Source organism: Kitasatospora sp. NPDC051984 (assembly GCF_044593455.1).
In the GTDB taxonomy this organism is placed as follows: domain Bacteria; phylum Actinomycetota; class Actinomycetes; order Streptomycetales; family Streptomycetaceae; genus Kitasatospora.
Genome location: NZ_JBIUCB010000004.1, coordinates 190427 through 202680, shown reverse-complemented (window position 1 = coordinate 202680; position 12254 = coordinate 190427). Strand labels below are relative to the sequence as shown.

Below are 12254 nucleotides of genomic sequence, written 5' to 3'. Positions count from 1 at the left end.
CGGGCCGAGGCGTTCGGCGTCCGGTCGCCGACGGCCGTGCCTGCGGCGGCAGTTCGCGGTGCGGGGCCGGGGCGCTGCCCCACGGCGGAGCCGGTTGCGGGGGTGCGGCCGGTCACCGGTCCTGCTCCGGCCTGTCGCCCGACGGCTTGTCGCTCGACGGCTTCTCGCCCGAAGGGGTGTCGCCGGACGGGGAGCCGGTGGCCGGGGAGCCCGCGGCGGCGGCGTTGCGGCGGCGGTTGAGGCTGAGCAGGATGCCCGCGCCGATGCCGACCAGCAGGCCGACGCCGATCAGCCAGCCGGCCGAGAAGCCGCTGTTCTCGTCGGGCTCGGTGATCGCCGAGCCGGGGGCGCGGGTGGCCTGCGGGTCGCCGGCGCTCGGGCCGACCTTCGGCTTGGGGCCGGAGTCGACCAGCAGCTGCACCAGGTTGGCGCCGCCGAAGTTGTACGGGTCGAGCTTGGCGGCGCTGGCGGTGAGCACCAGGGTGGCGGTGGCCGCCGGGTCGGTGCCGCTCTTGCCCTGCGCGGCCCAGGCGTAGCCGTTGCCGGCCAGCCAGTCGGCGGCGCTCCTGGCCTCGGTGGAGTGGCCGGAGGCGATCAGGCCGAGTACCGACCAGGCGGTGGAGTTGTAGTCGGCGGTGGCGGCCGCGCCGGGGGTGTCCAGCAGCAGGCGCTGCCCGCCGGCGGCGAGCTTGCCGGTCAGCCAGGCGGCGTCCGCCTCGGCGGAGTCGGCGTGCGTGACCGGGCCGTCGCCCGGGGTGTCCGGGCAGGTCAGGGTCTTCGGCGCGGCGTCCTTGCGGTCGGCGGTGGTGACCGGCAGGTGCCCGCCCGCGGAGGCCAGCAGGGCCTGCGCGGAGGCGATCGTGTTGGGGGCGGCCGGGGCGCCGGAGACCGGCTGGTAGACGAACGCGCCGCGCTGCTCGGCGGCGGTCCAGCAGCCCAGCTGGAAGGAGGCCAGCCCGTTGTAGGCGGACTGCCCGCCCGGGAGGGACGTCGTGGCCGGGTCGATGCCGGCGGCCAGCAGCGCGTTCACCGCCAGGGCGGTGGAGTTGGCGTCGCCGGGGGTGCCCGGGTTGTACGCCCAGGTGCCGTCGACGGTCTGCTTGGCGCGCAGCCAGTCGGTGCCGCGGGTGACCTGCTGCTGGTGGTCGCCGAGTACCGTGAGCGCCTGGATGGCCATCGAGGTGGCGTTGGAGTCCTCGACGGCGGGGACGCAGGCCGCGCCCTCGGCCCGGTAGGACGGCCAGCCGCCGTCCTCGCACTGCTGGTCGAGCAGCCACTTCACGGCCGCGTCGGCGGGTTCGACCCGCTCCTGGTGCAGGGCGATCAGCGCCAGTGACTGCCGCCACACGCCGTCGTACTGCGGGTCGCCCTTGCCGTACAGCCCGGCGGGCACCCCGGACGACACCGAGGGCGAACCGGACGCCGAGCCGGACGCAGAGCCCGAGGCCGAGCCGGACGGGGAGCCGGAGGCGGACGCGTCGGAAGAAGCGGAGGCGGACGGAGCGCCCGAGGCGGGGTCGGTGGGGTCGGCGAGCGCGGGCACGGCGGCGGCGCCGGCGAGCAGGGCGCCGGCCAGTGCGGCGGCGCCCAGGCGGGCAGCGGTCAGCATTTGGGGAGAAAGCCTTTCGGGAGCGGTCGCAGCGAACCCCGTGCGCACAGGGCCGCCCGTAGACCCACGACGGAGGAGGGCCGCTCGTCTCCGGCCGGGCAGTCCGACTGCGTCGCGCCGGGGAACGGCGCGGCTCACGGTTGCGGGTCAGTGCCGGAATCGCACCGGCTTCCCCCGGCCTCGGAGGCGGATGTGAAGTTGTCCGGCGGTCCGGTGGGGGCCGTCCCGCGCCTCCAAGACTCTAGCCGCCGACCGGCGCGGCACCCCTGGCAGGTGGTGGAACCGGTTGCAGTTCGTCCCCGTCCGGGAACGGTGTGGCGAGGGTGAGCAGCCGGGCGGCGGTGTGCAGGTCGGCCCGGACCTCGGCCAGCGAGGCGCGGCCCGACAGCCAGGCCAGCAGGGTGGCGTGCCAGGTGTGGGCGACCACCCGCAGCGCCGCCTGCTGGCCGGCGGTCGGCGGGTCGGGGAGGCAGGCGGCCTCCAGCACGATCGCCGAGGTGACCTGGGCGACCTCGTCCACCTCGTTGCCCACCGAGCGGTCCGCGAAGGACAGCGCCCGCACCATCGCCTCGGCCAGCCGGGGTTCGCGCTGGAGGGCGTGGAAGGCGTGGGTGAGTGCCTCGGCGACCCGGGCGGCCGGGTCGGCGCCGGTCGGCGGACGCCTCCGTACCTGGTCGTGCAGCCGTTCCAGCTGCTCGCGCATCACCGCCACCAGCAGGTGCACCTTGGACGGGAAGTAGCGGTACAGGGTGCCCAGGGCGACCTGCGCGCTCTCCGCGACCTCGCGCATCTGCACCGCCTCGAAGCCGCCGCGGGCGGCCAGCGCGGTGGCGGCCCGCAGGATGCCCCGGCGGCGTTCGGCCTGGCGCGGCGTCAGCGTCCCGTCGGCGGTGGCGTTCGCGGTCACGTTCACTCCCGGGCGGGGGATCGAAGGACGGGGTGGCGTCAGGTGGTCGCGCGGCGTGGCGTGAATCACCTGCCGGGGCTCCTGACGGCAAGCTACGGCCCGGTAATCTTCGAGGTCTCTCGTTGTCCGCTTTCCCCGACGGCGAGCCTGCACCACTGTGAAACGTGATCTACTTTACCGGTCGGCGGCCGCGTCCGTCGCCGGTCCCGGTGAGTAGGGAAGAGGGGCCCCGGATGACCGCGTTGCCGCCGCCGTCGCTGCGGATCGCCCTGCTGTCGTACCGCGGCGACCCGTTCTGCGGCGGCCAGGGCGTGTACGTGCGCCACCTGTCCCGGGAGCTCGCCCGGCTCGGCCACCACGTCGACGTGATCGGCGCCCAGCCGTACCCGGTGCTCGACGAGGTCGAGGGCCCCGGCTCGGTGCGGCTGGTCGAACTGCCCAGCCTCGACCTGTACCGCGCCGACGACCCGTTCCGCACCCCCGCCGCCGGCGAGTTCCGCGGCCCGGTGGACCTGCTGGAGTTCGCGGTGATGCGCACCGGCGGCTTCCCCGAGCCGCTGACCTTCTCGCTGCGCGCCCGCCAGTACCTGGCCCGGCACAAGGGCCGCTACGACGTGGTGCACGACAACCAGACCCTCGGCTACGGCCTGCTCGGCCTGGCCCGGCACGGCTTCCCGCTGGTCACCACGGTCCATCACCCGGTCACCGTGGACCGGCAGTTGGAGATCGACGCGGCCACCGGCCGGCTGGAGCGGCTCGGCAAGCGCCGCTGGTACGCCTTCACCCGGATGCAGCAGCGGGTGGCGCGCCGGCTGGAGCAGGTCATCACCGTCTCCGAGAGCTCCCGCGGCGAGATCGCCGAACACCTCGGCGCCGCCCCGCACGCCATCTCCGTCGTCCCGATCGGCGCCGACACCCGCCTGTGGTCGCCGTCCGACGCGATAGCCCGGGTGCCCGGGCGGATCGTCACCACCTCCAGCGCCGACGTCCCGCTCAAGGGCCTGGTGCACCTGGTCGAGGCGCTCGCCAAGGTCCGCACCGAACGCGACGCCCACCTGGTGGTGGTCGGCAAGCCGCAGAAGGACGACGGCCCGGTCGCCGACGCGGTGCGCCGGTTCGGCCTGGAGGAGCACATCGAGTTCCGCACCGGCCTGACCGACGCCGAACTCGTCGACCTGTACCGCTCCGCCGAGGCCGCCTGCGTCCCCTCGCTGTACGAGGGCTTCTCGCTGCCCGCCGCCGAGGCGATGGCCACCGCCACCCCGCTGGTCGCCACCACCGGCGGCGCCATCCCCGAGGTCGCCGGACCCGACGGCGAGACCTGCCTGGCCGTCCCGCCCGGCGACGCCGGGGCGCTCGCCGCCGCGCTCGGCCGGCTGCTCGACGACCCCGCGCTGCGTGCCCGGCTCGGCGAGGCCGGACGGGCCCGCGTGCTGGAGCGGTTCACCTGGGCCCGGGCCGCCGAACTCACCGCCGACCGCTACCGGGCCGCCATCGCCACCGGCGCGGGCGCCGCCGCCCGCTCCGGCCCCGGCTGGCGCTACGTCGGCTGACCGGGCCGCCCGGCACAACAGACCGTCAACACCCGTACCACCCCTCGTGAATGGGAGCCCCGCAGTGCTGACCGTCGACTTCTCCCGCTTCCCGCTCGCCCCAGGAGACCGGGTGCTCGACCTGGGCTGCGGCGGAGGCCGGCACGCGTTCGAGTGCTACCGGCGCGGCGCCAACGTGGTCGCCCTGGACCAGAACGGCGAGGAGATCGCCGAGGTCCGCAAGTGGTTCGCCGCCATGGAACAGGCCGGCGAGGCCCCCGCCGGGGCCAGCGCCACCGCCATGGAGGGCGACGCGCTGAACCTGCCGTTCGACGACGACACCTTCGACCGGATCATCATCTCCGAGGTGATGGAGCACATCCCCGACGACAAGGGCGTGCTCGCCGAGATGGTCCGCGTCCTCAAGCCCGGCGGCCTGCTCGCCGTCACCGTGCCCCGCTACCTGCCGGAGAAGATCTGCTGGGCGCTGTCCGACGAGTACCACGAGGTCGAGGGCGGGCACATCCGCATCTACAAGGGCGACGAACTGATCGAGAAGGTCCGCGGGGCCGGCCTGGAGCCCTACGGCAACCACCACGCGCACGCCCTGCACTCCCCGTACTGGTGGATCAAGTGCGCGATGGGCGTCAACAACGACAAGGCCCTGCCGGTGCGCGCCTACCACCAGCTGCTGGTCTGGGACATCGTCGGCACCCCCGTCATCTCCACCCTCACCAAGGCCGCCGAGAAGGCCCTCAACCCGGTGCTCGGCAAGTCCTTCGTCGTCTACGCCAGCAAGCCGCACCAGCCCCGGACCGGCGCGTGACCGCCGCCGTCCCCGCGGCCCTGCTGCTGGACGGCGTCCTCGACGCCGCCCAGGCCGCCGACACGGTGCGCTCGATCCTCGCCCACCAGCAGCCCGACGGCGCGATCCCCTGGTTCCACGGCGGACACCTCGACCCCTGGGACCACACCGAGGCCGCGATGGCCCTCGACACCGCCGGCGAACACGCCGCCGCCGAAGCCGCCTACCAGTGGCTCGCCGACCGGCAGAACCCCGACGGATCCTGGTACGCCGCCTACGCCTACGGGCAGGACGGCATCGCCGACGGCACCGCCACCGACCGCGCCCGCGAGACCAACTTCTGCGCGTACATCGCCGTCGGCGCCTGGCACCACCACCTGTCCACCGGCGACGACCGCTTCCTGGAACGCATCTGGCCCGCCCTCAGCCGCGCCCTCGACCACACCGTCCGGCTCAGCCTCCCCGGCGGGGCGATCGCCTGGCGCCAGGACGAGGACGGCACCGCCGCGACGGACGCGCTGCTCACCGGCTCCTGCTCGATCCTGCACGCGCTGCGCTGCGGACTCGCCGTCGCCGACCACCTCGACCGGCCCCAGCCGGACTGGGAACTCGCCGCCGGCCGCCTCCAGCACGCCATCGCCCGCCACCCCGAGCGGTTCCTCGACAAGGACCGCTACTCGATGGACTGGTACTACCCCGTCCTCGGCACCGCGCTGCGCGGCGAGGACGCGACGGCCCGGCTGGCCGCCGAATGGGACCGGTTCGTCGTCCCCGGCCTCGGCGTCCGCTGCGTCAGCGACCGCCCCTGGGTCACCGGCGGAGAGAGCGCCGAACTCGCGCTCGCGCTGTGGGCCGCCGGACAGTCCGACCGCGCCGTCGAGATCCTCCGCTGGATCCAGCACCTGCGCCACCAGGACGGCTCCTACTGGACCGGCTACGTCTTCGAGGACGACGCGATCTGGCCCGAGGAGCGCACCACCTGGACCGCCGGCGCGCTGCTGCTCGCCGTCGCGGCCCTCGGCGGCGACCACGCGACGGTCAGCGTGTTCGGCGGGGAGCACCTGCCGGCCGGGCTGGCGGTCGGCGACTGCTGCTGAGTCGTCGGTACAGCGAAAGGTCCGCCCGGGGAGGGGAGTTCCCTCCTCGGGCGGACCTTTTGGCGTGTTCGGGGTTGCGCGGGAAGTCCTGCGCGCCCCCGTTGGGCGGGCGTCAGCCGCGCTGGATGCCCGTGGTGTCGTTCAGGACGCCGTGGGTGCCGTCGGGCAGCTGGGCGACGAGCGCCGCACCGCGCTGGTCGACCGCCAGGTACCAGGTACCGGGGACCAGCTCACCGACCGGCGGGGCCGCCGGGTTGTCCTTGTTGCCCAGCTGACGGACCGCCGGGACGGCGAACCAGAACGGGGCGAACGGCGCGGCGGCAGCCTGCGGCGGAACCTGGTCCTGGATGGCCGGCTGGACGGCGGTGGGCTGCTGCGAGGCCGGCTGCGGGGCCGGAGCGGCCGCCTGCGCGGGCGCCGGGTAGCCGTAGCCGCCGGCCGGCTGGCCGCCGAACTGCTGGGCGGGCACGGGCTGGTCGGCCTGCGGCTGCGGCTGGCCGGGGAACGGCTGCGGCTGCTGCTGCGCGCCCGGGTAGCCGTACGCGCCGGGCTGACCGGGCTGACCGGGCTGGCCGACCTGGCCGGGGGCGCCGGGCTGGCCGCCGTACGGGGGGAACGGCTGCGGGGTGGTCGGCGCCGACGGGGTGGCGGGCATCAGCGGGCCCTGCAGGGCCGGGACGAGCGGACCGGCGACCACCGCGCCCGCGAGCACCAGGGTGGAGAGCAGGGACAGGTAGGCGCCCGCACTGTTGGTGTAGAGGTCCGGGCAGCCGATCAGCGTCCACAGGCAGCCCCAGAACGAGAGCACGGCCAGCGCCGTACCCCACTGGTCCAGCCGCAGACCGGCGACCTGCTTGGTGCCCCAGTTCTCCTTCTGCAACCGGAACAGCAGGATCAGCACCGCGCCGACCACTCCGGCCAGCACCACCGACGGCAGCAGCGGGAACAGGCCCGAGGCCCAGGCGTTCGATGACAAGTTGGCCGTCTTGGCCGTACAGCCCAGGCCGGAGCAGTCGAACTTCCGGAAGGGCAGGAAGGACGAAATCAGGAGCAGTACCGCCGCACCGGCGACGGCGGCGTCTCCCCTGGTGAGAGCGCGCAGATTCACTGACGTTCCCCTCATTGGTGTAGTCGTGGTCGGCGGGCGGTGACCGAGCCCCCGGAGTACCGGAGCGGTACAACGGGGCAAAAGCCTAGGGCCAACGCGACGCCGTGTGCACAGCGCCCTCCGGATCCGGCACGAACCGGACAGGTCGGACGGGCGTCCCGCACGGGGACAGGACAGGGACGGAACGGACGGTCTGGTTGGCGGCTCACCCCGTGAGATAGCTGGTCAAAGCGTCGGCGACGGCCTGGGCGGCGCGCTGGCGCCACTCCGGGTCGGACATCCGCTTCGCGTCGCCGGTGTTGCGCATGTTGCCACACTCGATGAACACCTTCGGGACCTTCGACAGGTTGAGTCCGCCCAGGTCGCTGCGGGTGTCCAGGCCCTGCTGGCCGATATAACCGGCCGTCGGCTCGCCGGTACCGGTCTTGAACGTGTCGCGCAGCAGCACGCCGAGCCGGTGCGACGGGTCGACGACCGCGGCGGTGTCGGCCGGGCCGGCCACCACCCTGCCGGGCATGATCACGTGGAAGCCGCTGCCCGACGCCGGCGCGCCGTCCGCGTGGATCGAGACCGCGGCGTCCGCCTTGGCCTCGTTGCCGATCCGGGCCCGCTCGTCGATGCACGGACCCCACGGACGGTCACCGTCCTGGGTGAGCACCACGGCCGCGCCCCGGTCCTGGAGGATCTGCCGGGCCCGGTGCACCACGTCCAGGGTGAACTCGGCCTCCGAGTAGCCCGCGTTGGTGGAGGTGCCGGTGGTGTCGCACTCCTTGTGGCCGTTGCCGATGTCCACCTGCCGGTTGATCTCGGTGGTGTGCTTGCCGTTGCCGGTGTTGTGGCCCGGGTCGAGCAGCACCGTCTTCCCCGCCAGCGGGCGGTTCCCGGCGTCCGGGGCCTGGGCCGACGGCGAGGCCGGCGCGGCCGGGCCGGTGGACGCACTGCCATCCGGGGCGGGGGAGTCCGTCGGGGCGGCGCCGTCCACCCGGTCGCCCTCCGCGTAGCGCGGGGAGGCCGCCGGGCGCGAGGTGGCGTCCCGCGAGCTGTTCGCGACCGCCTGCCAGCCCAGCCAGCCGATCAGACACACCGGCAGCACCACGCTCGCCAGCTTCACGGCCGGACGCCAGCGCGCGGTGCGCCGCTCGGGGTCGCCGTCGTCGGGGTAGGAATCGGGCTCGGCGGGGGGTGGGGTGGTACGGCCGGTCAATGGTTCCTCAGATCCTGTCCCAGGTACGCGCCGTCAGACCGTAGGTGTCGGCGATCGGCTTCCACTTCGCCACGAAGTCCTTCTTGGACTGGGTGGCCTGCGGGTTGAGGTCGTTGGCACGGGTCAGATCGGCCGTGCTGGGCGCCGTGTTGTTGGCGCAGCCCTGGCTGGAGACGGTGCGCGCCCACGCCGCGTACGCCCGGTCGATGTCCCCGGACGCCTGCCAGGCGTCCTTCAGCTTCGCCGCCGCGTCGGCCCCGCCGGGCAGATTGTCGGTGTGCAACTGGGCCAGCTCGGCGATCAGTTGGTCACGCTGCTGGGCGCCCGTGTCGAACACCTTCGCGGCGTTGTCGATCTCCGTCTTCGGCGGGCAGCTGCGCACCTTCGCCACCGCGTTGCCGATCGGCGCCTTCGCGTTCTCGCCCTTCGTCAGCAGCGCGTCCAGTGCCTTCGCCTGGGTCGCCGCGTCCGGACCGGCCGAGGCCGAGGCCGAGCTCGACGGGGACGGGCCGGCGGTGTTCGGCGCGGAGGCCGACGGCGAGGCGCCGCCCGTGCCGCCCTGCGACGGATCGTGCGCCGGGGCCGAGTTGCCGCCCTTCGACTCGGACGAGGTGCCGCTGTCGCTGTTCTTCACCGCCCACACCACGCCGACGCCGATCACCAGCAGCAGTGCCACCGCCGCGCCGATCAGCACCGGGGTGCGCCGCCGCCGCGGGTCCTCCTCGTAGTCGAAGTCGGGCTCCTGGCCGCCGTACCCGCCGTTCGCGAACTGCGGCTGGTCACCGAAGCCGGGCTGACCGCCGAAGGTCTGCTGCCCACCGTACGAGGGCTGCGAGGTGCCGAACTGCTGCTGGCCGAACGGCGGTTGCTCGAACTGCTGCTGACCACCGAAGGACTGGCCCTGGGGCGGGAACTGCTGGCCGCCGAAGCCGGACTGGTCGCCGAAGCCGGGCTGGTCGCCGAAGGTCTGCTGCCCACCGAAGGTCTGCGGCGGGGGCTGCGGTCCGGGCGGGGGCGGCGGGGTGCCGAACTGCTGCTGGGCGAACGGCGGTTGCTCGAACTGCTGCTGACCACCGAACGTCTGGCCCTGCGGCGGCTGCGGCTGCGGCTGCGGGAACTGCTGCCCGCCGAAGGTCTGCTGCGGGAGGGGCGGCGCGGCGGGCGGCTGCTGGGCGGCCGGCGGCGCGGGGGCGGCCGGCTGCTGCGTGCGGGGCGGCGGTGTCGCCGGGCCGGGGGCCGCGGCGGTGCGCGGCGCCTCGGGCTGCGGCGGCTGGGGGACGACGGGGGCAACGGGGGCAACGGGGGTGACCGGAGGGACCGGGGCGGCGGGTGCGACGGGTCCGGGCGCGATCTTCGGGAGCGGGATCGCCGTGGTGGGCGGACCGGCGGCCGCCGGGTCCTCCGCCATCGGCCGGCGGACCCAGCCGCCCGCGCCGTTGTTCGCGGTCGGATCCCACACCGCTCGCGCGGCCTTGCCCTGCTCCGTCATGCCGTGTCCTCGCCCCCGCCTACTGACCCGCCGATGGCTCTGCCGCCGTACGACCCGCGCCCCGCACCGGCCGTCCGTGGTCCGCCGCCCCGACACCGTACCGGCCGTCGGCGGTGCGGGTCACGGCGGTCCCGCAACAACGCGCCGTGGTGTGGACGACGCCGCGGCGGCCGTGATCGTTCCCGGTCACGGCCGGAAAATCGGCGAATCGCGGGTCGGCCGCGGTGCGTCAGGACGCGGCGCGGCGCAGCACCCGCAGCGAGCCCGTCACCGAGATCTCCTCGAAGCCCTCGTCCAGCGCCCGCAGGTACACCCGGTACGGGGCCTGGCCGCCGTCCGCCGGGTCGGGGAAGACGTCGTGCACCACCAGCAGGCCGTCCTCGGCGAGGTGCGGGGCCCAGCCCAGGTAGTCGCCGGTGGCGTGTTCGTCGGTGTGCCCGCCGTCGATGAACACCAGCGACAGCCGGCCCTGCCAGACCGCCGCGATCTGCGGGGAGCGGCCGACCAGCGCGACCACGTGCGGTTCGAGGCCTGCGGCGTGCAGGGTGCGGCGGAAGCGCGGCAGGGTGTCCATCAGGCCGACCTCCGGGTCGACCAGCGTCGGGTCGTGGTACTCCCAGCCGGGCTGCTGCTCCTCGGACCCGCGGTGGTGGTCGACGGTGAGGGCGACCGTGCCGGTGCGGCGGGCGGCGTCGGCCAGCAGGATCGCCGAGCGTCCGCAGTAGGTGCCGATCTCCAGCACCGGCAGCCCGGTGCGTCCGGCGGCGTCGAGTGCGGCGGCGTACAGCGCCAGGCCCTCGTCCTCGGGCATGAAGCCGGTGGCGGCGCGGAACGCGGCGAGCACCTGCGGGTCGGGCGTGGCCGGGGCCGCGGGGTCGAGGTCGGTCATCGGGCGCTCCTGCCGGGCTGGTGGGGGACTGACCAGGACCCTACTGGATGGTAGGAACGCCCGTTCGCGGGCCGACCGGTCAGAGCAGGTCGACGGCGATCCGCTCGCGGCGGGCGGCGAGCTCGGCCTCGATCAGGGCGGCCCGGCCGGAGTCCAGCACCACGGGGTGCCGGTGCTGCTCGGGCTCGGCGGCGGTGAGCATCCGCAGCCGCAGATCGGTCGGCGGGTGCGTGCTGTCCACGGCCTCGGCCAGCCTGGCGGCCGCGCGCAGGCGGCGCTCGGTCTCCAGCGGCGGGACGGTGCGGACGGCCTCGGCCAGCGACTGCCACAGGTCGGGGGTGGCGTCCCGGCCGCTGCCGGTCCGCCGCGGGGGCACGGTGCGCTGACGGTTCAGCACCGTCTCGAAGGTCTGCCGGTGCAGCAACGCGGTCAGCGCGCCCCGGGTGTCGGCGACCGAGGTCAGCCGGACGGCCAGCAGGTCGGCCCGGTACTCGGCGGCCTGTCCGGCGCGCATCCACAGCCGGTTCATCAGCAGCGTCAGCCCGTGCACCGCCCGGTTGAGCACCCACAGGACCCGGTTCGCGACCAGTTCGGCGAGCACCACCAGCACGCCGATCAGGCCTCGCTGGGTCCGGGTCGGGCTCGGCACGGTCATCCGGTACCACTCGACCAGGGCGCCCAGCGCCGAGCCGTTCCACAGGCTGCGCCGACGGTCGCCGTTGACGCAGCGTCCGATCTCGTGGGCGAGCACCGCGACCCGCTGCTGCGGGGCGAGCGCCGTCCACAGCGGCAGGCCGACCGTCAACTGCCGGTGGCGGCGCAGCCCGAGCACGGCGAACGAGGCGTTCCACTCGCCGTCGACCGCGATCGAGTCGACCTTCGGCGCGCCCAGTTCCTCGGAGATTCGGTCGACCAGCGCGTACAGGGCGGGTGCGGCGGTGCGGTCCAGCACCCCGTCGCGGGACGGGCGGCCCAGCCGGGGGCGCAGTTGGAAGGCGACGGCCAGCGCGATCACCCCGAGCAGCCGGCCCGGCCAGCCCGGCAGGAGCAGCCCGGTGACCAGGCCGAGCCCGAGCAGCAGCACCGTCAGCGAGACCAGGTGCACCACCCCGGCCAGCGCGAACGCCGCCGTCGTCGAGCCGTCCCGCAGGTCGGAGCCGCCCGCGGACACCAGATTGAACACCTGCTCGGAGCGCTCCCTGACGTCCCGTCGGGCGGCTTCCTCGCGGCGCTCGGCCCGCTCCGCCGCGCGCTGCTGACGTGGCGTCCGGTTGGTGGGCGCCGGCTCGGGCGGCAGCAGGTTCCACTCGCAGCTCGGGCACCAGGTCGGGAAGCGCTCGTTGACGGCGAGCGCGGACCGGCAGCCGGGGCAGCGCTCGGCGGATCCGGCGGGGGGTCTGCCGGCGGCGGGTCTGTCGGCGGGGGCGTCGGTGGTGGACATGGCGGCGGATCATGCCACGGGCGGGAGGCGGCGGGAAAGCGGTTTCCGGCCTGGTGGCCGTTGGTGGGCTGCCGCGCGGGGAGGCCGATGCGCTATACAGAGGGCGGCCCGCAGTGGAACGTGTTCCACCCCCTCGTCCGCCCTTCGCCGCCGCCGGGTCGTCACCCGTGCGC

10 protein-coding genes and 1 riboswitch are annotated in these 12254 nt (G+C 74.8%); of the genes, 3 read left to right on the top strand and 7 right to left on the bottom strand.

Annotation, left to right across the window (positions count from 1 at the left end):
* Positions 1-112: 112 nt before the first annotated feature.
* The gene (locus ACIHEI_RS10130) at positions 113-1609 is read right to left on the bottom strand and encodes a prenyltransferase/squalene oxidase repeat-containing protein (protein WP_396606294.1); all 1497 of its coding nucleotides are present in this window, start codon (positions 1607-1609) and stop codon (positions 113-115) included.
* 86 nt (positions 1610-1695) lie between these two features.
* Positions 1696-1782, bottom strand: a riboswitch (cobalamin riboswitch).
* Positions 1783-1850: 68 nt separating this feature from the next.
* On the bottom strand, positions 1851-2516 hold the full coding sequence (locus ACIHEI_RS10125) for a TetR family transcriptional regulator (protein ID WP_387643342.1): 666 nt from the start codon (positions 2514-2516) through the stop codon (positions 1851-1853).
* 233 nt (positions 2517-2749) lie between these two features.
* Here ACIHEI_RS10125 and ACIHEI_RS10120 point away from each other — a divergent pair, with 233 nt between their 5' ends.
* The 3 genes from ACIHEI_RS10120 (at position 2750) to ACIHEI_RS10110 (ending at position 5950) form a co-directional block, all read left to right on the top strand.
* A complete protein-coding gene (locus ACIHEI_RS10120; protein WP_396606293.1) occupies positions 2750-4069 on the top strand; it encodes a glycosyltransferase family 4 protein in 1320 nt (439 codons plus the stop codon).
* Positions 4070-4133: 64 nt separating this feature from the next.
* On the top strand, positions 4134-4874 hold the full coding sequence (locus tag ACIHEI_RS10115) for a class I SAM-dependent methyltransferase (RefSeq protein WP_387643345.1): 741 nt from the start codon (positions 4134-4136) through the stop codon (positions 4872-4874).
* A complete protein-coding gene (locus ACIHEI_RS10110) occupies positions 4871-5950 on the top strand; it encodes a prenyltransferase (protein ID WP_396606292.1) in 1080 nt (359 codons plus the stop codon). Before ACIHEI_RS10115 ends, ACIHEI_RS10110 begins: the two co-directional genes overlap by 4 nt.
* 112 nt (positions 5951-6062) lie before the next feature.
* On the opposite strand, the gene ACIHEI_RS10105 is transcribed toward ACIHEI_RS10110, so the two are convergent.
* From ACIHEI_RS10105 to ACIHEI_RS10085, 5 genes are all read right to left on the bottom strand, one after another.
* On the bottom strand, positions 6063-7058 hold the full coding sequence (locus ACIHEI_RS10105; protein ID WP_396606291.1) for a hypothetical protein: 996 nt from the start codon (positions 7056-7058) through the stop codon (positions 6063-6065).
* 205 nt (positions 7059-7263) lie between these two features.
* A complete protein-coding gene (locus ACIHEI_RS10100) occupies positions 7264-8262 on the bottom strand; it encodes an N-acetylmuramoyl-L-alanine amidase (protein ID WP_396606290.1) in 999 nt (332 codons plus the stop codon).
* Positions 8263-8269: 7 nt separating this feature from the next.
* Entirely contained in the window at positions 8270-9751 is a 1482-nt protein-coding gene (locus ACIHEI_RS10095; protein WP_396606289.1) for a hypothetical protein, read from the bottom strand.
* A 229-nt stretch (positions 9752-9980) separates the two neighbouring features.
* Positions 9981-10640, bottom strand: a complete 660-nt coding sequence (locus ACIHEI_RS10090) for a class I SAM-dependent methyltransferase (RefSeq protein ID WP_396606288.1) — start codon at positions 10638-10640, stop codon at positions 9981-9983.
* A gap of 79 nt (positions 10641-10719) precedes the next feature.
* The gene (locus ACIHEI_RS10085) at positions 10720-12081 is read right to left on the bottom strand and encodes a M48 family metalloprotease (protein ID WP_396606287.1); all 1362 of its coding nucleotides are present in this window, start codon (positions 12079-12081) and stop codon (positions 10720-10722) included.
* Positions 12082-12254 lie beyond the last annotated feature (173 nt).